The 22,149-nt window shown below is 73.3% G+C and carries 18 protein-coding genes and 1 pseudogene; 10 read left to right on the top strand and 9 right to left on the bottom strand.

Annotated features, from left to right (window positions below):
* Positions 1 to 55 precede the first annotated feature (55 nt).
* On the bottom strand, positions 56 to 1,393 hold the full coding sequence (locus IE330_RS01565; RefSeq protein WP_229925264.1) for a polysaccharide deacetylase family protein: 1,338 nt from the start codon (positions 1,391 to 1,393) through the stop codon (positions 56 to 58).
* Positions 1,394 to 1,842: 449 nt separating this feature from the next.
* On the opposite strand from IE330_RS01565, the gene IE330_RS01560 reads away from it, so the two are divergent.
* The 6 genes and pseudogenes from IE330_RS01560 to IE330_RS38645 all read left to right on the top strand — a co-directional run bounded on the left by IE330_RS01560 (position 1,843) and on the right by IE330_RS38645 (position 10,181).
* On the top strand, positions 1,843 to 4,245 hold the full coding sequence (locus tag IE330_RS01560) for a bifunctional SulP family inorganic anion transporter/carbonic anhydrase (protein WP_190133965.1): 2,403 nt from the start codon (positions 1,843 to 1,845) through the stop codon (positions 4,243 to 4,245).
* Between the two features lie 181 nt (positions 4,246 to 4,426).
* Positions 4,427 to 6,480: pseudogene (acs, locus tag IE330_RS01555) on the top strand (acetate--CoA ligase).
* 379 nt (positions 6,481 to 6,859) lie between these two features.
* Positions 6,860 to 8,257 carry a Na+/H+ antiporter NhaA gene (gene nhaA / locus IE330_RS01550; protein ID WP_190133963.1) on the top strand — a complete coding sequence of 466 codons (1,398 nt, stop codon included), beginning with the start codon at positions 6,860 to 6,862 and terminating at the stop codon, positions 8,255 to 8,257.
* Between the two features lie 111 nt (positions 8,258 to 8,368).
* On the top strand, positions 8,369 to 8,869 hold the full coding sequence (locus IE330_RS01545) for a phage holin family protein (protein WP_190133962.1): 501 nt from the start codon (positions 8,369 to 8,371) through the stop codon (positions 8,867 to 8,869).
* Positions 8,866 to 9,813 (top strand): alpha/beta fold hydrolase, encoded by a 948-nt coding sequence (locus IE330_RS01540; RefSeq protein ID WP_190133961.1) that lies wholly within the window; start codon positions 8,866 to 8,868, stop codon positions 9,811 to 9,813. Before IE330_RS01545 ends, IE330_RS01540 begins: the two co-directional genes overlap by 4 nt.
* Positions 9,814 to 9,989: 176 nt before the next feature.
* A complete protein-coding gene (locus IE330_RS38645) occupies positions 9,990 to 10,181 on the top strand; it encodes a hypothetical protein (RefSeq protein WP_229925263.1) in 192 nt (63 codons plus the stop codon).
* Positions 10,182 to 10,292: 111 nt separating this feature from the next.
* On the opposite strand, the gene IE330_RS01535 is transcribed toward IE330_RS38645, so the two are convergent.
* The 3 genes from IE330_RS01535 to nth all read right to left on the bottom strand — a co-directional run bounded on the left by IE330_RS01535 (position 10,293) and on the right by nth (position 13,709).
* Positions 10,293 to 11,495 (bottom strand): MarP family serine protease, encoded by a 1,203-nt coding sequence (locus tag IE330_RS01535; RefSeq protein WP_190133960.1) that lies wholly within the window; start codon positions 11,493 to 11,495, stop codon positions 10,293 to 10,295.
* A gap of 117 nt (positions 11,496 to 11,612) precedes the next feature.
* Entirely contained in the window at positions 11,613 to 12,254 is a 642-nt protein-coding gene (locus IE330_RS01530) for an NUDIX hydrolase (RefSeq protein WP_190134036.1), read from the bottom strand.
* A 393-nt stretch (positions 12,255 to 12,647) separates the two neighbouring features.
* Complete coding sequence (gene nth, locus IE330_RS01525; RefSeq protein WP_229925262.1) at positions 12,648 to 13,709, bottom strand: endonuclease III; 1,062 nt, start codon at positions 13,707 to 13,709, stop codon at positions 12,648 to 12,650.
* A 469-nt stretch (positions 13,710 to 14,178) separates the two neighbouring features.
* Here nth and IE330_RS01520 point away from each other — a divergent pair, with 469 nt between their 5' ends.
* Entirely contained in the window at positions 14,179 to 14,853 is a 675-nt protein-coding gene (locus IE330_RS01520) for a Crp/Fnr family transcriptional regulator (RefSeq protein WP_006382668.1), read from the top strand.
* Positions 14,854 to 15,009: 156 nt separating this feature from the next.
* The gene (locus IE330_RS01515; protein ID WP_229925261.1) at positions 15,010 to 15,900 is read left to right on the top strand and encodes a nucleotidyltransferase domain-containing protein; all 891 of its coding nucleotides are present in this window, start codon (positions 15,010 to 15,012) and stop codon (positions 15,898 to 15,900) included.
* Between the two features lie 52 nt (positions 15,901 to 15,952).
* On the opposite strand, the gene IE330_RS01510 is transcribed toward IE330_RS01515, so the two are convergent.
* The 4 genes from IE330_RS01510 to sp36 all read right to left on the bottom strand — a co-directional run bounded on the left by IE330_RS01510 (position 15,953) and on the right by sp36 (position 18,678).
* Positions 15,953 to 16,786, bottom strand: coding sequence for an MBL fold metallo-hydrolase (locus tag IE330_RS01510; RefSeq protein WP_190133959.1), 834 nt, complete (start codon positions 16,784 to 16,786; stop codon positions 15,953 to 15,955).
* A 50-nt stretch (positions 16,787 to 16,836) separates the two neighbouring features.
* On the bottom strand, positions 16,837 to 17,703 hold the full coding sequence (locus tag IE330_RS01505; protein WP_190133958.1) for an NUDIX hydrolase: 867 nt from the start codon (positions 17,701 to 17,703) through the stop codon (positions 16,837 to 16,839).
* A gap of 352 nt (positions 17,704 to 18,055) precedes the next feature.
* Positions 18,056 to 18,520 (bottom strand): RidA family protein, encoded by a 465-nt coding sequence (locus tag IE330_RS01500; RefSeq protein WP_190133957.1) that lies wholly within the window; start codon positions 18,518 to 18,520, stop codon positions 18,056 to 18,058.
* Positions 18,517 to 18,678, bottom strand: coding sequence for a Sp36 family protein (gene sp36 / locus IE330_RS01495; RefSeq protein ID WP_003975360.1), 162 nt, complete (start codon positions 18,676 to 18,678; stop codon positions 18,517 to 18,519). The genes IE330_RS01500 and sp36 overlap by 4 nt, the downstream gene beginning before the upstream one ends.
* Positions 18,679 to 18,760: 82 nt before the next feature.
* On the opposite strand from sp36, the gene bagA reads away from it, so the two are divergent.
* The gene (gene bagA, locus IE330_RS01490; protein WP_190133956.1) at positions 18,761 to 19,735 is read left to right on the top strand and encodes an ATPase BagA; all 975 of its coding nucleotides are present in this window, start codon (positions 18,761 to 18,763) and stop codon (positions 19,733 to 19,735) included.
* A 37-nt stretch (positions 19,736 to 19,772) separates the two neighbouring features.
* Entirely contained in the window at positions 19,773 to 21,137 is a 1,365-nt protein-coding gene (gene bagB, locus IE330_RS01485; RefSeq protein WP_190133955.1) for an ATPase BagB, read from the top strand.
* Positions 21,138 to 21,472: 335 nt separating this feature from the next.
* On the opposite strand, the gene IE330_RS01480 is transcribed toward bagB, so the two are convergent.
* The gene (locus IE330_RS01480; RefSeq protein WP_190133954.1) at positions 21,473 to 21,817 is read right to left on the bottom strand and encodes a WhiB family transcriptional regulator; all 345 of its coding nucleotides are present in this window, start codon (positions 21,815 to 21,817) and stop codon (positions 21,473 to 21,475) included.
* Between the last annotated feature and the right edge of the window lie 332 nt (positions 21,818 to 22,149).

Raw genomic sequence — 22,149 nt, 5'->3', positions numbered from 1 at the left:
CAGGCACGCCCTGAGCCCGACCGAGCCCCCACGACCGACCGCGCCCCCGCGAGGGCTACTCCTTCGCCGGCTCGGCCCCCGGCACTCCCTTGGGCGCCGGGGCCGGGCGGGGCGACAGGAAGGCCGGCCAGCCCCGCTCGGGCGCCTCGCCAACCCCGAGCTTCGCAAGCCTGGCGAGGACCTGCGGGTCCTGCGCGTCCAGCCAGTCCACGAGCTGCCGGAAGGAGACGCACCGCACCTCGCGCTTGGTGCACACCCGCTCGATGGTCTCCTCGATGGCGCGCATGTACGTGCCGCCGTTCCAGGACTCGAAGTGGTTGCCGATGATCAGAGGTGCGCGATTGCCGTAGTAGGCCCGCTTGAAGCCCCGCAGCAGGCCGTCGCGCATCTGGTCGCCCCAGTACTCGTGCTGGGACGGATCACCCTGGGAGGTCGAACCGGACTGGTTGACCATGAAGTTGTAGTCCATGGTGAGCGTCTCGAAGCCGCGGCCCGGGACGGGGACGAGCTGCATCGACAGGTCCCACAGCCCTTTCTTCTTCTTGGGCCACTTCTGGTCGTTCACCCCGCTGGTGTCGTAGCGGAAGCCGAGGTCGCGCGCCGCGCGCAGGAAGTTGGTGCGCCCCTCCAGGCAGGGCGTGCGGGCGCCGATGAGCTCCTTGTCGTAGTCGAAGGGCAGCGGCTGGGCGCCGGTGAGTCGCGCGTTGGTCTTCCAGGCCTTCACGAACGACTTGGCCTGGCGGATCTCGCTCTTCCACTCGGCGACGGACCACTCGCCGACACCGCGGCCGGGGCCGCAGAAGTGGCCGTTGAAGTGCGTCCCGATCTCGTTGCCCTCGAGCCAGGCGGCACGGAGCTGCTTCACGGTGTCGCGGATGCCCTCGCGGTCGTTGAAGCCGATGTCCGAGCTGCCCGGCGCGTGCTGCGGGGGCTTGTAGAGGGCACGCTTCTCCTCCGGGAGCAGGTACACGCCGCTGAGGAAGTACGTCATGGTGGCGTTGTTGCGCTTGGCGACCTTGCGGAAGTGCGAGAACAGCCGCTGACTGTCCTCGCCCGCGCCGTCCCAGGAGAAGACCACGAACTGCGGCGGCCGCTGGCCCGGACGGAGCCGCTCCGGCCGCGGCAGCAGCGGTTGCTTGCCCGTGAACGCGGTGGAGCCGTCGCCGATCAGGCGCACCGTGGTCTTGGGTGCCGCGGCGCCCCGCGGCTTCTTCGCCCCGTGAGCGCCCTCACGCTCGCCCTTCTCGGTGTCGGACTCGCCGCCGCATCCGGCCAGGGCCGTGACGCAGACGACGAGGGCGGCCAGGCCCGCGGTGGCCCGCCGCCCTCCGGTTCCGCCCGGTGGCCCGGCCACCGTCCCGGGCGCGGCGGCAGTCCTGTGGTGGGCAGCCATCTCCCGCTCACCTTCTTCCGTTCATCCGTGCGAGTCCCGCGAGGTCAGCGAGGTCAGCGAGTTCTGCGAGCCCACTGAGCCCAGTGAGTCCACTGAGCTCGGAGTGCCCTGTGAGCTCCGGGAGCCCTGCGAGCTCTGCGAACCTCAGCGACACCTGCGGACCCCGCGAACCCTTCAATTCGGGACATACCGCCTGAAACCTCGCACGGGTACCGAACGGCCGCGTAACGACAAGCCGATGAAAAGATTTATTCACTCGTCGGAGTGGACGCTTGCCCCATTTGCACCAAAAATCCTGCCGCGACCTTTACTCTGCATTACGATCCGTTTACCGAGAGTTGATTTATCCCGCCGCTGTTACGCCGTGACCCACGGCCGCGACCCGCCCTCCGGCATCGCGTCGGAGGACCCCCTGTTCCGCGACCGCGCCGCCCCGGAGGAGACGGGAAATGTCTGCCAGCGTCCCGCCACGCGTCACCGACTCGGCCCACGCATCGGGCTCCGTACAGCAGCCCCACGCGCCCCCGCCGCGCCGTCGGCTCTCCCTCGCGGGCGCCGACATCTCGGCGTCCGTCGCCGTCTTCCTGATCGCCCTGCCGCTGTCGCTCGGCATCGCCCTCGCCACCGGCGCGCCCCTCCAGGCGGGCCTCGTCGCCGCGGCCGTCGGCGGCGTCGTCGCCGGACGTCTCGGCGGCTCACCGCTCCAGGTCAGCGGCCCCGCCGCCGGTCTCACGGTCGTCACCGCCGACGTCATCCAGCGCTACGGGTGGCGCACCACCTGCGCCATCACCGTCCTCGTCGGCCTCGCCCAACTCGGCCTGGCCTGCCTGCGCGTGGCGCGTACCGCCCTCGCCGTCAGCCCGGCCGTCGTGCACGGCATGCTCGGCGGGATCGGCGTGACCATCGCCGTCGCCCAGTTGCACATCGTGCTCGGCGGCACCCCGCAGAGCTCGGTCGTCGACAACCTCCGCGCGCTGCCCGCCCAGTTGTCGGACCTGCATCCGGCCGCCCTGTCGATCAGCGTCCTGACCCTGGTGCTCCTGCTGCTCTGGCCCCGCATCCCCGGCCGTGCCGGACGGGCCGCCCGCGTGCTGCCCGCGCCCCTGGTGGCCGTCGCCGTGGCCACGGCCATCGCGGGGCTCACCGCCCTGCCCCTGGCCAAGGTCGAGCTGCCGTCCTGGCGCAGCCACGCGCTCGCGGGGCTGCCGGAGGGGCCCGCGCTCGGCCTCGTCGCGGCCGTCCTCACGGTGACGCTGGTGTGCAGCGTGCAGTCGCTGCTCGGCGCGGTCGCCATCGACAAGCTCACCTCAGGCCGCACGGACCCGGCCGACGGCGTGGGCCGTTCCGACCTCGACCGGGAGCTGCGCGGCCAGGGCGCGGCGAACATCGTCTCGGGCGCGCTCGGCGGCCTGCCCATCGCCGGGGTCGCGGTGCGCAGCGTGGCGAACGTCCGCGCCGGCGCCGTGAGCCGGAACTCCACGATCCTGCACGGCTTCTGGGTGGTCGGAGCCTCCCTGCTGCTCGTGCCCGTCCTGGAGCTGATCCCGCTCGCCGCCCTCGCCGCGCTCGTCATGGCCGTCGGCATCCAGATGGTCAGCCTCAACCACATCCGCACCGTCACCCGCCACCGTGAGATCGTCGTCTACGCCGTCACCACCCTCGGTGTGGTCGTGCTCGGCGTCCTCGAAGGCGTGGCGCTCGGCATCGCCGCGGCCGTGGCGGTCGCGCTGCACCGCCTCGCCCGTACGCGCATCATCTGCGAGGAGGACGCGGAGGGCGTCCACCACATCCACGTCCGGGGCCAGTTGACCTTCCTCGCGGTGCCCCGGCTCAGCCGCTGCCTGCACCACGTGCCCCGCGGGGCGCACGCCGTCGTGGAGCTGGACGGCTCGTTCATGGACCACGCGGCGTACGAGACGCTGCAGAGCTGGCAGGACACGCACGCCGCGCACGGCGGTACGGCGGAGATCACCGGCCGCGGCGGGCAGCGCATCGCCGAGCCCGCGGGCGTCGCCCAGTGCAGTTGCCGCCCCTGGACACCGTGGCGCAACCACCACTGCGAGGCGCCCCCGCAGGCCACTACCGACGACCGGGCGGCGCCGGACCCCCAGGCCCACCACCAGCACCCCCTCGCCAAGGGCATCAGCGCCTTCCAGCAGCACACGGCCCCGCGCGTGCGCGGCGAGCTGGCCCGGCTCGCGCGCGAAGGGCAGCGTCCCGTACAGCTCTTCCTGACATGTGCCGACTCCCGGGTCGTCACCTCGATGATCACGTCGAGCGGGCCGGGCGACCTCTTCGTCGTACGGAACGTGGGCAACCTGGTGCCGCTGCCCGGCGCCGAGAGCGGCGACGACTCGGTCGCCGCGGCCATCGAGTACGCGGTGGACGTCCTGGAGGTCAAGTCCATCACCGTGTGCGGGCACTCGGGCTGCGGCGCGATGCAGGCGCTGCTCAGCTCCCCGCCCGCCGGGGCGCAGACCCCGCTCAAGCGGTGGCTGCGGCACGGCCTGCCGAGCCTGGAGCGGATGGCCGCGTCGGCCGCCGGGCGGCCGTCCGACAAGCTCGCGCCGCGCCTCGCCGGGCGGGCGCCCGCGGACGCGGTCGAGCAGCTCTGCCTGACCAACGTGGTGCAGCAGTTGGAGCACCTGCGGGCCCACGAGGCCGTCGCCCGGCGGCTCGCCGAGGGCACCCTGGAGCTGCACGGGATGTACTTCCACGTGGGCGAGGCCCAGGCGTACCTGCTGTCCGAGGGCCCCGGGGACGCCTCCGGCGCGGTCGGCCCCTCCCTGCCGCACGAGGTGTTCAGCCAGGTCAGCCCGACACCCCCGGCGGAGGTCACACGCGCCGGCTGAGCGCCGCGGCCGAGCGCGCGGGCCCCGCCGCCGAAACCGGAACGGCATCCTCCCGGCGGCTCGGCCCGCGCGCCGCCTTGTCCCCGGCCACCCGGCACCCCGCCCTTCCCACCAGCACCCCTAGAGGTCTAAACCAATTGTCCGGAAACCCTTGTCACCATGGCCGGGTGTCTGATGAGCTGTGGCCTGGGACACAACGGACACCCTGGGAAAGGGAGATGTCGTGAGCAACGAAAGCCTGGCCAATCTTCTATGGGAAGGGATGGGCAAGTGAGCGAAAGTTCTTCCCTCTCCAACCTTCTCAAGGAGGAGCGTCGCTTCGCGCCGCCGGCCGCCCTGGCCGAGCACGCCAATGTCACCGCGGAGGCGTACGAGCAGGCCAAGGCTGACAGGCTCGGCTTCTGGGCCGAGCAGGCCCGTCGGCTGACCTGGGCCACCGAGCCGACCGAGACGCTGGACTGGTCGAACCCGCCGTTCGCGAAGTGGTTCGCGGACGGCAGGCTGAACGTCGCCTACAACTGCGTCGACCGCCACGTCGAGGCGGGCCACGGCGACCGGGTGGCCATCCACTTCGAGGGCGAGCCCGGCGACAGCAGGGCCCTCACCTACGCCGAGCTCAAGGACGAGGTCAGCCGCGCGGCCAACGCCCTGACGGAGCTGGGGATCGGCAAGGGCGACCGCGTCGCCGTCTATCTGCCGATGATCCCCGAGGCGGTCGTGGCGATGCTGGCCTGCGCCCGCATCGGCGCCGCGCACTCGGTGGTCTTCGGCGGCTTCTCCGCCGACGCGATCGCCGCGCGCATCAAGGACGCCGACGCCAAGCTCGTCATCACCGCCGACGGCGGCTACCGCAGGGGCAAGCCGTCCGCGCTGAAGCCCGCCGTCGACGAGGCGCTGGGCCGCGAGGGCGTCGAGGGCGTCCAGCAGGTGCTGGTCGTCCGGCGCACCGAGCAGGAGGTGGCCTGGACCGAGGGCCGCGACCTGTGGTGGCACGAGGTGGTGGGGCGCCAGCCGGCCGAGCACACCCCGGAGGCGTTCGAGGCCGAGCAGCCGCTGTTCATCCTGTACACGTCCGGTACGACGGGCAAGCCGAAGGGCATCCTGCACACCTCCGGCGGCTATCTGACGCAGGCGGCCTACACCCACCACGCCGTCTTCGACCTGAAGCCGGAGAGCGACGTCTACTGGTGCACGGCCGACATCGGCTGGGTGACGGGCCACTCGTACATCACGTACGGGCCGCTGGCCAACGGCGCGACGCAGGTGATCTACGAGGGCACCCCCGACACCCCGCACCAGGGCCGCTTCTGGGAGATCGTGCAGAAGTACGGGGTGACGATCCTGTACACCGCTCCCACGGCGATCCGTACGTTCATGAAGTGGGGCGACGACATCCCCGCGAAGTACGACCTGTCCTCGCTGCGCGTGCTCGGCTCGGTCGGTGAGCCGATCAACCCCGAGGCGTGGATGTGGTACCGCAAGCACATCGGCGGCGACCGGTGCCCCATCGTGGACACCTGGTGGCAGACCGAGACCGGCGCGATGATGATCTCGCCGCTGCCGGGCGTGACCGAGACCAAGCCGGGCTCGGCCCAGCGCCCGCTGCCCGGCATCGCGGCCACCGTCGTCGACGACGAGGCCAACGAGGTGCCCGACGGCGGGGGCGGCTACCTGGTCCTGACCGAGCCGTGGCCGTCGATGCTGCGCACCATCTGGGGCGATGACCAGCGGTTCCTCGACACCTACTGGTCGCGCTTCGAGAACCGGTACTTCGCCGGGGACGGCGCCAAGAAGGACGAGGACGGCGACATCTGGCTGCTGGGCCGGGTCGACGACGTGATGCTCGTGTCCGGGCACAACATCTCCACCACCGAGGTGGAGTCCGCGCTCGTCTCGCACCCGTCCGTCGCCGAGGCGGCCGTCGTGGGCGCCGCCGACGAGACCACGGGCCAGGCCATCGTGGCCTTCGTGATCCTGCGCGGCACCGCGTCGGAGACGGCGGACCTGGTCACCGAACTGCGCAACCACGTGGGCACGACGCTCGGCCCGATCGCCAAGCCCAAGCGGATCCTGCCGGTCGCCGAGCTGCCCAAGACCCGCTCCGGGAAGATCATGCGGCGGCTCCTGCGGGACGTCGCGGAGAACCGCGAGCTGGGCGACGTCACCACCCTCACGGACTCCTCCGTGATGGACCTCATCCAGACCAAGCTCCCGACGGCGGGCAGCGAGGACTAGCACGCGCCGCCACGCCTCTGCGAGGCCTTGGCGAAGGCCCCACCGGGGCCCGCTCCCCGGGCCGCTCCGGGCCTGCTCCCGCAGCCGCCCCCGAGCCCCCTCCAGGCACCCGGCGCCCCGCGCGCCGGGTGCCTTCTCATGTGCGCGGGCACCGGCGCGCGCCTGCCGAGTGCCGGATTCGCCCCTAAAGTGGCTTTCACCGGGTCCTCCCGCCGCACGCCCGTCCAAGCGATTAGGTAGGCTAAGGATCAACGTCAACAACGCGACAAGAACCGTGGCGAGATCCGCGGCGGACAGCGCGCGACATCACCCATAGGTGCGCCGGGAAGTCTGGTCGGCATGTGTTCAGCCCTGCCTACCCGACCGGAGGTCGACTCCCGTGGCCGCGTCCACCCCCCGCAAGCACACGTTCCTCGGACGCCTCTCCCTGCCCGAGCGCACCTTCGTGGCGAACGCGCTGCGCGCCGAGACCGTCGGCGGCGTCCTGCTGCTCGTCGCCGCCATCGCGGCCCTGATCTGGGCGAACACCCCGCTCAAGGAGAGCTACGCGACCGTACGGGACTTCCACCTGGGCCCCGGCTCGCTGGGGCTCGACCTGTCCGTGCAGCACTGGGCCGCCGACGGGCTGCTCGCGGTCTTCTTCTTCGTCGCCGGCATCGAGCTCAAGCGCGAGCTCGTCGCGGGCGACCTGCGCGACCCCAAGGCGGCCGCGCTGCCCGTCATCGCCGCGCTCTGCGGCATGGCCGTACCGGCCCTGGTCTACACGCTGGTCAACACGGCGGGGGGCGGCTCCCTGGGCGGCTGGGCGGTGCCCACCGCCACCGACATCGCCTTCGCGCTCGCGGTCCTCGCGGTCATCGGCACCGCGCTGCCCTCCGCGCTGCGCGCCTTCCTGCTGACGCTCGCCGTCGTCGACGACCTCTTCGCGATCCTGATCATCGCGGTCTTCTTCACCAGCGACCTGAACTTCGCCGCGCTGGGCGGCGCCGTCATCGGCCTCGCCGTCTTCTGGCTGCTGCTGCGCAAGGGGGTGCGCGGCTGGTACGTCTACGTACCGCTGGCCGTCGTCGTCTGGGGGCTGATGTACAACAGCGGCGTCCACGCCACCATCGCCGGTGTCGCCATGGGCCTGATGCTGCGCTGCCACCGCAGGGAGGGCGAGGGCCACTCCCCCGGGGAACACATCGAGCACCTCGTACGCCCCCTCTCGGCGGGCCTCGCGGTGCCGCTGTTCGCCCTGTTCAGCGCCGGGGTCGCGATCTCCGGCGGGGCGCTCGGCGACGTCTTCACGCGGCCCGAGACGCTCGGCGTGGTCCTCGGCCTCGTCGTCGGCAAGGCGGTCGGCATCTTCGGCGGCACCTGGCTCGCCGCCCGCTTCACCCGGGCCGAGCTGAACGATGACCTGGCCTGGGCCGACGTCTTCGCCGTCGCCTCGCTCGCCGGCATCGGCTTCACCGTCTCGCTGCTCATCGGGGAGCTCGCCTTCGGCGACGACCCGGCCCTCACCGACGAGGTCAAGGCGGCGGTCCTCGTCGGCTCCCTCACGGCGGCCGTGCTCTCCGGCGTCCTGCTGAAGATACGCAACGCCAAGTACCGCGCGATGTACGAGGAGGAGGAGCGCGACGAGGACCTCGACGGCATACCGGACATCTACGAACAGGACAACCCCGAGTACCACTTGCGGATGGCCGAGATCTACGAGAAGAAGGCTGCCGAACACCGCAGGCGGGCGGAAACAGCGGCCGGATCGGGCGAACCGGACCACGGTCCGGCATGATCTGACCAGGAACCTTCCGCAGGGCGCCGGGGTGCGCCCGCCGAGCCGCACCCCGCCGGGCGCACCCCGGCGCCCGCGCGGACCGGCAGACAGAGAAATGAGGAGCACGCGATGAGCGCACCCGACGGTCCCGTCGGCACCGAACGCAGCCTCGGCCAGCTCGTCTCCGCGGCGAGCAAAGAGATGTCGGAGCTGGTGCACGACGAGATCGCACTGGTCAAGGCGCAACTGACGCAGGACGTCAAGCGCGGCGCGATCGGCAGCGGCGCGTTCGTCGCGGCCCTCGCCGTGCTCCTCTTCTCGCTGCCGATGCTGAGCTTCGCCCTGGCCTACGGCATCCACACCTGGAGCGACTGGAACCTGGCGGTCTGCTTCCTGCTGTCCTTCGCCGCCAACGTCCTGGTGGCCGGGCTGCTCGCTCTGATCGGCGTGGTCTTCGCGAAGAAGGCCGCCAAGGGCAAGGGCCCGCAGAAGGCCGCCGCCGCGGCCAAGGAGACGGCCGCCGTGCTCCAGCACGCCAAGCCGCACCCGCGCCGGCTGCGCCCGACGACCGGCGCTCCTGAGCTCGAGGCCGGTGAGCGGGCCGACGCTGTGGCACGCTCGACTTCATGACGGACCCCGGCACCACCCCCCAGCACGCGTCCGCGACCTCGTCGGCCGTGCGCATCGACGGCCCCTGGACGCACCGGGACGTCGCCGCCAACGGCGCCCGCTTCCACATCGCGGAGCTCGGTGACGGCCCGCTGGTGCTGCTCCTGCACGGCTTCCCGCAGTTCTGGTGGACCTGGCGGCACCAGCTCGTCGCGCTCGCCGACGCGGGCTTCCGCGCGGTGGCGATGGACCTGCGGGGCGTCGGCGGCAGCGACCGCACCCCACGCGGCTACGACCCGGCCAACCTGGCCCTCGACATCACTGGCGTGGTGCGCTCCCTCGGCGAGCCGGACGCCGCGCTCGTCGGCCACGACCTGGGCGGCTACCTCGCCTGGACGGCCGCCGTGATGCGGCCCAAGCTGGTGCGCCGCCTCGCCGTCTCCTCCATGCCGCACCCGCGGCGCTGGCGCTCGGCGATGCTGCGCGACAGGAAGCAGACGGCCGCCGGGTCGTACGTGTGGGGCTTCCAGCGGCCCTGGGTGCCGGAGCGTCAGCTCGTCGCGGACGACGGGGCCTTGGTGGCGCGCCTGGTGCGGGACTGGTCGGGGCCGCGGCTGCCGGACGACGAGGCCGTGGAGACGTACCGCAGGGCGATGTGCATCCCGTCGACGGCGCACTGCTCGATCGAGCCGTACCGCTGGATGGTGCGCTCCCTCGCCCGGCCCGACGGCATCCAGTTCAACCGCCGCATGAAGCGACCGGTCCGGGTGCCGACGCTGCATCTGCACGGCTCGCTCGATCCGGTGATGCGCACCCGCAGCGCGGCCGGGTCCGGCGAGTACGTCGAAGCGCCGTACCGCTGGCGGCTGTTCGACGGGCTCGGGCACTTCCCCCACGAGGAGGACCCGGTGGCCTTCTCCCACGAGCTGGTGAGCTGGCTCAAGGACCCCGAGCCGGACCGCTGAGGCCCCGCGCCGGGCGGCCGGGGGCCCGCAACCGGGCCGCCGCAGGGCCCTGGCGCGCCCTGCCGTCACCCACAAGCGGGAACATCAGTCGTACGAACGCCACTTGCCCGGCGCATAGGCCAATTGGGGCCCCTGTGCGCGGTTACCGACCTTGAGGCACGGGCACACGTCCGGGTATGGGCTGGACGCACGACTACAGTGACGTAGCACGCAAGCGCCGGGCAGCCACCGTGGTGAACGGCCACGAGCGAGGCGCCCCGCAGGACGCGGGGTACGCGGGACCCGCTCGGGAAGTGATCGGCATCCCGCGCATCCTTCGCCGCCGGGCCCGCTGGGTCTCCGCGCGGCTGCGGCACACCCGCGCCTGACCCGCGTACGCCCGCGCCTTCCCGCCCCGCACCCCGAGCGGTGACGGCCGCCCGCCCGTGACCGGGGCCGGCGTCCCGGCCGCCGGCCGGGACGCACGCCCCGCGCCCGGATCAGAGCGCGCAGCCCTGGCTGTCGACCTCCTGGTTGGCGGTGCGGCCGCGCTCGATGTCCTCGCGGACCTCGTCCACCGTCAGGGCGTAGCCCGTGTCCGGGTCGTCGAGCGACTTGGCGAACACGACGCCGTAGACCCGTCCGTCGGGGGTCAGCAGCGGGCCGCCGGAGTTGCCCTGGCGGACGGTCGCGTACAGCGAGTACACATCGCGGCGGACCGTGCCCCGGTGGTAGATGTCCGGGCCGTTGGCCGTGATGCGGCCGCGCACGCGCGCGGGGCGCACGTCGTACGGGCCGTCCTCAGGGAAGCCCGCCACGATGGCGCTCTTGCCGCTCACCGCGTCCTCGGAGGCGAACTTCAGCGCGGGCGCGGGCAGCGTCGGCACGTCGAGCACGGCGATGTCGCGCTTCCAGTCGTAGAGCACGACCTTGGCGTCGTACTTCTCGGCCTCGCCGCCTATCTGCACCCGGGGCTCGTCCACACCGCCGACGACGTGCGCGTTCGTCATGACGCGGCGCGGCGCGAACACGAAGCCGGTGCCTTCGAGGGCCTTGCCGCACCGGTGCGCGTCGCCGCTGACCTTCACGATGGAGCGCTTGGCGGTGACGGCGACCTGGCTGCGGGCGAGCTTGGGGTCGGGGGGCGAGACCTCCTTGATCGGCTCGTTCGAGAACGGGCTGAAGACCTGCGGGAAGCCGTTGCGCGCGAGGACCGAGGAGAAGTCCGTGAACCAGGTGTCCGCCTGGCCCGGCAGGGCCCGGTCGACGCCGAGCAGCACCTTGGAGTTGCGGACCTCCTTGCCGAGCGTCGGCAGCGTCGTGCCCGCCAGCAGGGAGCCGATCAGCCAGGCGACGAGGAGCATCGCGACGACGTTGACGAGCGCGCCGCCGGTGGCGTCCAGGGCCCTGGCGGGCTGCCAGGTGATGTACCGGCGCAGCTTGTTGCCCAGGTGCGTGGTGAAGGCCTGGCCGACGGAGGCGCAGACGATCACGACGACGACGGCGATCACCGCCGCGGTCGTGGTGACCTTCGCGCCCTCGTCGGTCATGGCGTCCCAGACCACGGGCAGCAGGTACACCGCCACCAGGCCGCCGCCGAGGAAGCCGATCACCGAGAGGATGCCGACGACGAAGCCCTGGCGGTAGCCGACGATCGCGAACCACACCGCGGCGAGCAGCAGCAGGATGTCCAGCACGTTCACCGATTCAGTCCTCGCCTCGCATGATTCCCCGCCTCGCGTCACGGTCGCCGCCGCGCGCCGCGCCGCACGCGGCCCGCGCCGTCCTCGGCCCCGGTGGCCTCGGTCCCCGCAACCTTGTCATGAGCCCCAGTCGAGCGGGACGCGGCGGTCCCTGTCCCACGGGCGCTCCCAGCCGGCGAAGTGCAGGATCCGGTCGATGACCCCGGCGGTGAAGCCCCAGACCAGCGCGCGCTGCACGAGGAAGGCGGGGCCCTGGTGACCGGCGGGGTGCACCGCCATCGCGCGGTTCGCCGGGTCCGTGAGGTCGGCCACGGGCACCGTGAACACCCGGGCGGTCTCGGCCGGGTCGACGACGCCGACGGGGCTGGGCACCCGCCACCAGCCGAGCACGGGCGTCACGACGAAGTCGCTCACGGGGATGAACAGGCTCGGCAGGACACCGAAGAGCTGGACGCCGGCGGGGTCGAGGCCGGTCTCCTCCTCGGCCTCCCTCAGCGCGGCGCGCAGCGGGCCCTCGCCGCGCGGGTCGCCGTCCTCCGGGTCCAGGGCGCCGCCGGGGAACGACGGCTGGCCCGCGTGCGAGCGCAGCGATCCCGCGCGCTCCATCAGCAGCAGCTCGGGGCCCCGCTCGCCCTCGCCGAAGAGGACGAGCACCGCGGACTGGCGCCCGCCGCCGCCCTCCGGCGGGAGGAAGCGGCTGAGCTGGTCGGGCCGGACGGTGGCCGCCGCCCGGGCCACGGGGGTCAGCCAGGCGGGCAGCCCCTCGGTGGTGACCGGGACGGGGGCGGGGGCGGGACCGTGGCCGTTCCGGAGGGCACCCCGGGCGGGCGCGGCAGGCTCGTCCGAGGAAGGGCCCGAGGCGGGGGCGGGGGCAGGGCCCGAGGCGGGGGCGGGGGCAGGGCCCGAGGCGGGGGCGGGGGCAGGGCCCGAGGCGGGGGCGGGGGCAGCGACAGGAGGCTCCTCGGAGGCGGGGACAGGGGGCCGGTCGTGTGGCTCGCCGTTCTCGGTCATGTCCCTGCCGCCTGTGTGCCCTGTGTGCGTGTCGCTCGCGTGCGTCATCGGCCCCCGGCCCTTGGTCCCTGGTCCCCCGTCGGTCCCCATGCACTCATCCGTTCCTGCACAACGCCCCGGCCCCCGTGGATGGTTCCTCCCTCACCCGGCGGCGCCGAGCGGCGGCGCGGCCTTGCCGGGGTAGTCCGGCGGGGGCTTGAGGCGCTGTCCGGGCATGCCGCCCTTCTCGTACTTCAGGAGCTTGCTCGCCTTCTCGGGGTCCGTCTCGCCCTCCCCGTACGACGGGCAGAGCGGGGCGATGGGGCAGGCGCCGCAGGCGGGCCTGCGGGAGTGGCAGATGCGGCGGCCGTGGAAGATCACCCGGTGCGAGAGCATCGTCCACTCGCTCTTGGGGAAGAGCGCGCCGACGGCGGCCTCGACCTTGTCCGGGTCCGTCTCCTCCGTCCACTTCCAGCGGCGGACGAGACGGCCGAAGTGGGTGTCCACGGTGATGCCGGGGACCCCGAAGGCGTTGCCGAGGACCACGAAGGCCGTCTTGCGGCCCACGCCGGGCAGCTTCACCAGGTCCTCCAGGCGCCCCGGCACCTCCCCGTCGAACTCGTCCCGCAGCGCGGCCGACAGGCCCATGATCGACTTGGTCTTGGCCCGGAAGAAGCCGGTCGGCCGGATCAGCTCCTCGACCTCCTCGGGGTTGGCGGCGGCCAGGTCCTCCGGGGTCGGGTACGCGGCGAACAGGGCGGGCGTGGTCTGGTTCACCCGCAGGTCCGTGGTCTGGGCCGACAGGACCGTGGCGACCAGGAGCTGGAAGGGGTTCTCGAAGTCCAGCTCCGGGTGGGCGTACGGATACACGTCGGCGAGCTCGCGGTTGATCCGCCGGGCCTGCCGCACGAGGCCCGTACGCGTCCTGGGGGCGGCGGGCGCCTTGGCGGACACCGCCCTCCCGCCGGAGGCCTTCCCTGCCGGGGCTCTCTTCGCGGGCGCCTTCTTCGCGGGCGCCTTCACGGCTGCCTTGGCCGCCGTCTTGTTCGCGGCCGTCTTCTTCGCCGCCGTCCTCTTCGTCACCGGACCGGCCGCTCGTTCCGTATCCGCCGTCCGGGACGTCCCGCTCCGCTTCGCGGGGGCGGCGGGGGACTCCCCCGGGCCCTCGGCGGCGGCCGGCTCCGCAGGGGGCCGAGCGGCCCGTGAAGCGCCTTCATTCGCCATGCGGCCAGCGTACGGGCCCCCACTGACACCGATGGCGGAGATACGCACTTGTCACCGCGACGAAGCCCGGCGCGGGGCGCACGCCGGGGCACGCCTCCTTCCGCTCACTCCCCGAGCCCCCGTTCCGCCCCCGTGCGCGGTGCGTCGGGCACCTCGCGGACCACGACATCCGCCCGGTTTGTCCGGTTCACCGGGGTGGCGGAAGCGTGTTCGCCCACAGCAGAATTATCCGGGGCAACCCCGTCCCGCGCCGCCCCGGCCTGTGCTCTCACGGGCCCTGGGGCGGATGTCCGGGCCGTGCGCGGGTAGCGGTATGCGGAGCCGATGCCCCGGATCAGCCCCCAATTGGCCCCCTTCCGCATTGCCTCCGACGCAAGTGCGGCAGACTTGAGTGACTGATCACACTGTTTGAACCGTCCGGCAAACTGGGGGCACGGTCCCCTGATGCAGGTCGACAAGGAGAGAACTCGTGGACGACGTTCTGCGGCGCGCCCCGCTCTTCGCGGCGCTCGATGACGAGCAGGCCGCGGAGCTCCGCGCCTCCATGAGTGAGGTGACCCTCGCCCGCGGAGACGCGCTCTTTCATGAGGGCGACCCCGGAGACCGCCTGTACGTGGTCACCGAAGGCAAGGTGAAGCTCCACCGCACCTCCCCCGACGGCCGCGAGAACATGCTGGCCGTCCTGGGCCCCGGTGAGCTCATCGGCGAGCTGTCGCTCTTCGACCCGGGCCCCCGCACCGCCACCGCCACCGCGCTCACCGAGGTCAAGCTCCTCGGCCTCGGCCACGGCGACCTCCAGCCGTGGCTGAACGCGCGGCCCGAGGTGGCCGCCGCCCTGCTGCGCGCCGTGGCCCGGCGCCTGCGCAAGACCAACGACCAGATGTCCGACCTGGTCTTCTCGGACGTCCCGGGCCGTGTGGCGCGCGCCCTGCTCGACCTGTCGCGCCGCTTCGGCGTGCAGTCCGAGGAAGGCATCCACGTGGTGCACGACCTCACGCAGGAGGAGCTCGCCCAGCTCGTCGGCGCCTCCCGCGAGACGGTCAACAAGGCCCTCGCGGACTTCGCGGGCCGCGGCTGGCTGCGCCTGGAGGCCCGCGCGGTGATCCTCCTGGACGTCGAGCGGCTCGCCAAGCGCTCGCGCTGACCCGCCACCTCGTGCGTACGGAGCCGGGGTCGCCCCCTGCCGGGGCGGCCCCGGTTCCGCGTACCCGGGGCATCCGGCCCGCCCGGCCCCGCGCCGCCGCGGAACACACCCCCGGACCTGCTCGCCCCCCGTGCCCCCCGCCTGCACAGTGACCCCATGACCAACGACAGCCGTGGACTCGACAGCCGTGGGCTCGAACGCCGTGGACTCGACAGCCAGGGGCTCGACAGCCGTGGCCTCGACAGCCAGGGGTACATCGCGCGCGAGGGGTCGCTCGGGCGGATCCAGGACGCCTTCCGGCCCGTCGTCGCCGCCGCGCGCGACCGGGTCGCGGACGTCTTCGGCAAGCGGCTCGACAGCGCGTACCTGTACGGCTCCGTGCCGCGCGGCACCGCCCGCGTCCGCCGCTCCGACCTGGACCTGCTGCTCGTCCTGCGCGAGGAGCCGACCGCGGCCGACCGCGCCGACGCGGACGCCGTCGCCGCCGCCGTGGACCGGGAGTTCCCGGAGGTCGACGGGGTCGGCGTGCTGCTGCTCGGCCGCGCCCGCGTCCTGAGCGAGCAGGAGACGTACGACCACGGCTGGTTCCTGGCCTGCCTCTGTACGCCGCTGCTCGGCGAGGACCTCGCGGAGTTCCTGCCCCGCTACCGGCCCAGCGGCCTGCTCGCCCGGGAGACCAACGGCGACCTGGCCCTGCTGCTGCCCCGCTGGCGCGCGGCCGTCGACCGGGCCGTGGCGGACCCCGGCGGCGCGGACGAGCTGCGCGCGCTGTGCCGCCGGTTCTCCCGGCACCTCGTCCGCACCGGCTTCACCCTGGTCATGCCCCGCTGGGGCGGCTGGACCAGCGACCTGGCCACGATGGCGGAGGTCTTCGGCCGGTACTACCCCGGGCGGGCCGCGCGGATGCGGGCGGCCGCCGCCGTCGCGGACGAGCCCGTGGCCGACGCGGAGGTGCTGCGCGGGCTCGTGGACGACCTGGGCCCGTGGCTGGCCGCGGAGTACACCGCCGTGCACGGCGAGAAGGCACCCCGGTCCACCGGGGCCTGACCGTCACCCACGCCCGGGACCACGCGCCCCGGCCCGGCGGCGCGGGGGCCGGTCACCAGATCAGGCCGTGCTCCTCCAGGTAGTCGAGCTGCGCCCGTACCGACAGCTCGGCCGCGGGCCACAGGGACCGGTCCACGTCCGCGTACACGTGCGCCACGACCTCGGAGGGCGTCGTGTAGCCGTCCTCGACGGCCGTCTCCACCTGGGCGAGGCGGCTGGCGCGGTGGGCCAGGTAGAACTCGACCGCGCCCTGGGCGTCGTCCAGGACCGGGCCGTGGCCCGGCAGGACCGTACGGACGCCGTCGTCGACGGTCAGCGAGCGCAGCCGGCGCAGCGAGTCCAGGTAGTCGCCGAGGCGGCCGTCGGGGTGGGCGACGACGGTGGTGCCGCGGCCCAGGACGGTGTCGCCCGTCAGGACGGCCCGGTCGGCGGGCAGGTGGAAGCAGAGCGAGTCGGCGGTGTGGCCCGGGGTGGGCACGACGCGCAGCTCAAGGCCGCCGGTGGTGATCACGTCACCGGGGGCGAGCCCCTCGTCGCCGAGGCGCAGCGCCGGGTCGAGCGCCCGGACCTTGGTGCCGGTCAGCTCGGCGAAGCGGGCGGCGCCCTCGGCGTGGTCGGGGTGCCCGTGCGTGAGGAGGGTGAGCGCGACGCGCTTTCCGGCCTGGGCGGCGGTCTCGACGACGCGGGCGAGGTGGGTCTCGTCCAGCGGCCCCGGGTCGATGACGACGGCGAGGCCGGAGTCCGGTTCGGCGACGATCCAGGTGTTGGTGCCGTCCAGGGTCATGGCGGACGGGTTGGGGGCGAGGACGTTGACGGCGCGGTCGGTGGCGGGGCCGCCGATCACCCCGCCCCTGGGCCGGCCCGGCAGGGCCGCTGCTTCGGTCATGCGGGGGTGGCTCCCGTCGGGCTGGGGGGCGGCGGACGCGCGCGGGTCGCTCACGCCGCGCCGCCGGAGGGGATGTGCTTGGTGAACTCGTCGTGGCCGGGCCAGGTCAGCACCAGCTCGCCGTCCTCGATCCGGGCCCGGGCCAGGATCGGCGTGAGGTCGCGCCCGGAGGCGGCGGCCACGGCGTCGGCGGCGGTCCGGTACGGGCCGAGCTGGCGCAGGGTCGCGATGGTGGGCGGCATCATGACGAGCTCGCCGCGGTCGTAGCCGTCGGCCGCCGCATCGGGGCTGATCCACACCGTGCGGTCCGCCTCCGTGGAGGCGTTGCGGGTGCGCTGGCCCTCGGGGAGCGCGGCCACGAAGAAGAAGGTGTCGTAGCGCCGGGGCTCGAACTCCGGAGTGATCCAGCGGGCCCACGCCCCCAGGAGGTCGCTGCGCAGCACGAGGCCGCGCCGGTCGAGGAACTCGGCGAAGGACAGGTCGCGGGCCACCAGGGCCTCGCGGTCCGCCTCCCAGTCGTCGCCCGTGGTGTCGCCGACGACGGTGTCCGGGGTGGGGCCCGCGAGCAGGACGCCCGCTTCCTCGTACGTCTCGCGGACGGCCGCGCAGACGGTGGCCTGGGCGGCGGACTCGTCGAGGCCGAGGCGGGCGGCCCAGGCGGCACGGGAGGGGCCCGTCCAGCGGACGGCGCGCTCGTGGTCGCGGGGGTCGACGCCACCACCCGGGTAGGCGTACGCGCCCGCCGCGAACGGCATCGACGTACGCCGCCGCAGCATGTGGACCTCCGGCCCGCGCGGGGTGTCCCGCAGGAGCAGCACCGTGGCGGCGGGGCGTGGCGGTGCCGGGGTGAGCTCGCCGCTCGCGAGTGCGCGGACGCGGTCGGGCCATTCCGGGGGGTACCACTGCCCATTCGCCATGGGCGGAGGCTATCTGGTGTGGAGCGGATGTTCGAGAGCCACCTGGGCCGGCCGGGGGCTGGCCGAACGGTTGCTCGGCACCTGGGCGCTGTGCCCACCCGTCCCGCCCAGCGGGACGATTGCCCACAGCGGGAAGCTGACGACGGCGGGAAAGCGCTCCGCGTCGGGGCCGGGCAGGCAGAGCCGGGCAGCACGGGTGGGCGGGCGGGAAACGGCCCCGCCAGGCAACGGCGGGAAAGCGCTCCGCGCCCGGGCCGGGCGGGCAGAGCCGGGCAGCACGGGTGGGCGGGTGGGAGAAAGGCCCCGGCCCGGCGGCAGCAGGCCTCACCCCCGCCCCGGCCGCCCGCCAGGGCTACGCCTCCAGTTCGACCTGGATCTCGACCTCCACCGGCGCGTCCAGCGGCAGCACCGCCACCCCCACCGCGCTCCGCGCATGCACCCCCGCGTCGCCCAGCGCAGCGCCCAGCAGCTCGCTGGCGCCGTTGAGGACGGCGGGCTGGCCCGTGAAGTCGGGCGCGGAGGCGACGAAACCGGTCACTTTCACCACGCGCACGATCCGGTCCAGGTCGCCCGCGACGGACTTCACGGCCGCGAGGGCGTTGAGCGCGCACAGCCGGGCCAGGTCCTTGGCCTCCTCGGGCGTGACCTCCCCGCCCACCTTGCCGGTGACGGGCAGCTTGCCGTCCACCATGGGGAGCTGGCCGGCCGTGTACACGTACACGCCGGACCGCACGGCGGGCTGGTACGCCGCGAGCGGCGGGACGACCTCGGGCAGCGTGTGCCCGAGCTCCGCCAGCTTCGCCTCGACAGCGCTCATGCCTGCTTCTCGCGCTTCAGGTAGGCCACGAGCTGCTCGGGGTTGTTCGGGCCCGGGACGACCTGGACGAGCTCCCAGCCGTCCTCTCCCCAGGTGTCCAGGATCTGCTTCGTGGCATGGACGAGCAGCGGCACCGTTGCGTATTCCCACTTGGTCATACGGCGACTGTAATGCCTGGGACCGGCCCCCTACGGACAGCCTCATGCGTAGCCCGCGGGCGGACTGGTTAGGCTCGAAGACGTGAGCAGGCTCCAGGTCGTCAGCGGCAAGGGCGGTACCGGCAAGACCACGGTCGCCGCGGCCCTCGCGCTCGCCCTCGCGACCGAGGGAAAGCGCACCCTCCTCGTGGAGGTCGAGGGCAGACAGGGCATCGCACAACTCTTCGAGACGGAGGCGCTTCCGTACGAGGAGCGGAAGATCGCCGTGGCCCCGGGCGGCGGGGAGGTGTACGCCCTGGCCATCGACGCCGAACTGGCACTCCTCGACTACCTCCAGATGTTCTACAAGCTCGGCGGCGCCGGCCGCGCCCTGAAGAAGCTCGGCGCCGTCGACTTCGCGACCACGATCGCGCCGGGCCTGCGGGACGTCCTGCTCACCGGCAAGGCCTGCGAGGCCGTACGCCGCAAGGACCGGAGCGGGCGGTTCGCGTACGACTGCGTGATCATGGACGCGCCGCCCACGGGCCGCGTCACGCGGTTCCTGAACGTGAACGACGAGGTCGCGGGGCTCGCCAAGATCGGCCCGATACACAACCAGGCGCAGGCCGTGATGCGCGTCCTCAAGTCCCCCGAGACCCAGGTGCACTTGGTGACCCTCCTGGAGGAGATGCCCGTCCAGGAGACCACCGACGGCATCGCCGAGCTGCGCGCCGCCGGACTGCCGGTGGGCCGCGTGATCGTGAACATGGTGCGCCCGGCGCTGCTCGACGAGGCCGCCCTCGACCTGGGCCTGGGGGGCGCGCCGCGCACCGCCATCGCCGCGTCCCTGTCGGCCGCGGGCCTCGGCGGCTCCCGCGGGGCCGCCGCCCGCCTCGTCGACCCGCTCCTGGACCAGGCCGCCGAGTACGCCGAGCGGCACGCCCTGGAGGCCTCCCAGCGCTCGCTCCTCGCCGATCTGGACCTGCCCCTGCACGAACTCCCGCTGCTGAGCGAGGGAGTGGACCTGGCGGGCCTGTACGAGCTCGCCGCGGAGCTGCGGCAGCAGGGGGTCTCGTGACCGCGGAACCCCCCGACACCCGGAAGCCTAGGAACTCATGAGCCTCGACCCGGCACGTGACCCGCTCGACGTCGACGCCCTGCTCGACGACCGCTCGACGCGCATCGTGGTGTGCTGCGGCTCGGGCGGCGTGGGCAAGACCACCACGGCCGCCGCGCTCGGCCTGCGCGCCGCCGAACGGGGGCGGTCCGTCGTGGTGTTGACCATCGACCCGGCGCGCCGCCTCGCGCAGTCCATGGGCATCGACTCGCTGGACAACGTGCCGCGGCGGGTGGAGGGCATCAAGGGCGAGGGCGAGCTGTGCGCCATGATGCTCGACATGAAGCGCACCTTCGACGAGATCGTCGAGGCGCACGCGGACCGGGAGCGCGCGAAGGCGATCCTGACCAACCCCTTCTACCAGTCGCTCTCGGCGGGCTTCGCGGGCACGCAGGAGTACATGGCGATGGAGAAGCTCGGGCAGTTGCGGGCCCGGGACGAGTGGGACCTGATCGTCGTCGACACGCCGCCCTCGCGTTCGGCGCTGGACTTCCTGGACGCGCCCAAGCGGCTCGGGTCGTTCCTGGACGGCAAGCTGATCCGGCTGCTCATGGCCCCGGCGAAGGTGGGCGGCCGGGCCGGGATGAAGTTCCTGAACGTCGGCATGTCGATGATGACGGGCGCCCTCGGCAAGCTGCTCGGCGGGCAGCTCCTGCGGGACGTGCAGACGTTCGTGGCGGCCATGGACACGATGTTCGGCGGCTTCCGCAAGCGGGCCGACGCCACCTACCGGCTGCTCCAGGCACCGGGCACGGCGTTCCTGGTGGTGGCGTCGCCGGAGCGGGACGCGCTGCGGGAGGCGGCGTACTTCGTGGAGCGGCTCGCCGCGGACGCCATGCCGCTCGCCGGCCTCGTACTGAACCGGGTGCACGGCAGCGGGGCGGCGGAGCTGTCCGCCGAGCGGGCGCTCGCGGCGGCGGAAAATCTTGAGGAGCGCCGCATTGTGGATCAGGAGGGCGGGAAGATTGGAGTGCGTAGCTCCTTCGAGGCTCCCTCCTCCGGGGCTCCCGCCACGCAGGCTCCCGACTCCCCCGGGACGCCCGGTGGTTCACCGTCCACCGGCACCCCGTCCGAAGGAACCGAGCCCGCGCCCGTACCGGAACCGGACACGTCCATAGCCCCGCCCGCGGAGCCGCCCGCGGATTCGTCCGTCGAGCGGCTGACCGCGGGCCTGCTGCGGCTGCACGCGGAGCGGATGCGCCTGATCGCCCGCGAGCGGCACACGCGCGACCGCTTCACCGCGCTGCACCCCGAGGTGGCGGTGGCCGAGGTGGCCGCGCTGCCGGGAGACGTCCACGACCTCGCGGGCCTGCGCGCCATCGGCGACCAGCTCGCGGCGGCCACCGGCGACCCGGCCCGCTGAACCCGGGGCACCCGGCCACCGGAAACGGGCGCCCGGTACGGCCGCGTGCGGCACCACCGGGCCGGCGGGCCGCAGCGGTGCCCGGCATGCCCGCCGGACGAAGCGCTGCACTGTGCGGCGTACCGATGGCGCACGGTGGGAGCCCGTGACCCGCCACGGTGGGAGCCCGCGACCCGCCGGGGTGCCGGGGCGGCCCGACCCGGCTTCCGGGGGCCGCCCGTGACCCGGCTCCGGGGCCGCCCGTGAGCGCGGCGGCACCCCGGAGAGCCGGTGGCCCGCTGAACCGGTCAGGCGGTCAGGCGGTCAGCCCGTACTGCTGAAGCTTTGACGTGGGGTCAGCCCACGGCGGCGTAGCTCTCGTACGTCTCCTCGTTGTCCAAGTCCACGGGCAGCAGGCCCGCGCCACGCTCGTACTCGGAGCGCGCGGTCTCAAGGAGCCTGCGCCATGAGGTGACCGTGGGGCGCCTGCGCAGCAGTGCGCGCCGCTCCCGCTCCGTCATGCCACCCCACACGCCGAACTCGACGCGGTTGTCCAGCGCGTCGGCCAGGCACTCGGTCCGCACCGGGCAGCCGGTGCACACCGCCTTGGCCCTGTTCTGCGCTGCTCCTTGTACGAACAGTTCGTCCGGATCGGTAGTGCGGCAGGCGGCCTGCGCACTCCAGTCGGTTACCCAGCCCATACCGGCGCCGTCCTCTCCCGAATCGAGGCTCCCCCACGGCGGCAGCGGCATATTCACCGCCGCCAGTTGAGGACGTTACGGAAGGTGGGCACAGCGCAACACCCCCTTCGGGCCCAATCTTGGATGGCCCGAACGGACTATGCGTAAGCGGCAGATCACCCGACGGAGTGAGCTGGCGACATGCACGACCTACCCGGCAAATGCGGGCAGTTGAGCTGCGGCGCGGCGGACACACGCGCCGGTTGGGGCGGATTCGGTCACGGATCCGCCAGAGACCCGACACGGATGCGCCAAAGGCCGCCAGGGACGACGCACGGACGAACCGCGCACCA

The organism is Streptomyces longispororuber, from assembly GCF_014656095.1.
GTDB classification, from domain to species: domain Bacteria; phylum Actinomycetota; class Actinomycetes; order Streptomycetales; family Streptomycetaceae; genus Streptomyces; species Streptomyces longispororuber.
This window is presented reverse-complemented; position numbering and strand designations above follow the sequence as displayed.

What these genes read in the sequence shown, in the direction of transcription:
- IE330_RS01565 (WP_229925264.1), bottom strand. Translation starts at nt 1,393, where the DNA reads ATGGCTGCCCACCACAGGACTGCCGCCGCGCCCGGGACGGTGGCCGGG.
- IE330_RS01560 (WP_190133965.1), top strand. Translation starts at nt 1,843, where the DNA reads ATGTCTGCCAGCGTCCCGCCACGCGTCACCGACTCGGCCCACGCATCG.
- IE330_RS01545 (WP_190133962.1), top strand. Translation starts at nt 8,369, where the DNA reads ATGAGCGCACCCGACGGTCCCGTCGGCACCGAACGCAGCCTCGGCCAG.
- IE330_RS01540 (WP_190133961.1), top strand. Translation starts at nt 8,866, where the DNA reads ATGACGGACCCCGGCACCACCCCCCAGCACGCGTCCGCGACCTCGTCG.
- IE330_RS38645 (WP_229925263.1), top strand. Translation starts at nt 9,990, where the DNA reads ATGGGCTGGACGCACGACTACAGTGACGTAGCACGCAAGCGCCGGGCA.
- nth (WP_229925262.1), bottom strand. Translation starts at nt 13,709, where the DNA reads ATGGCGAATGAAGGCGCTTCACGGGCCGCTCGGCCCCCTGCGGAGCCG.
- IE330_RS01515 (WP_229925261.1), top strand. Translation starts at nt 15,010, where the DNA reads ATGACCAACGACAGCCGTGGACTCGACAGCCGTGGGCTCGAACGCCGT.
- IE330_RS01510 (WP_190133959.1), bottom strand. Translation starts at nt 16,786, where the DNA reads ATGACCGAAGCAGCGGCCCTGCCGGGCCGGCCCAGGGGCGGGGTGATC.
- IE330_RS01505 (WP_190133958.1), bottom strand. Translation starts at nt 17,703, where the DNA reads ATGGCGAATGGGCAGTGGTACCCCCCGGAATGGCCCGACCGCGTCCGC.
- IE330_RS01500 (WP_190133957.1), bottom strand. Translation starts at nt 18,520, where the DNA reads ATGAGCGCTGTCGAGGCGAAGCTGGCGGAGCTCGGGCACACGCTGCCC.
- sp36 (WP_003975360.1), bottom strand. Translation starts at nt 18,678, where the DNA reads ATGACCAAGTGGGAATACGCAACGGTGCCGCTGCTCGTCCATGCCACG.
- bagB (WP_190133955.1), top strand. Translation starts at nt 19,773, where the DNA reads ATGAGCCTCGACCCGGCACGTGACCCGCTCGACGTCGACGCCCTGCTC.
- IE330_RS01480 (WP_190133954.1), bottom strand. Translation starts at nt 21,817, where the DNA reads ATGGGCTGGGTAACCGACTGGAGTGCGCAGGCCGCCTGCCGCACTACC.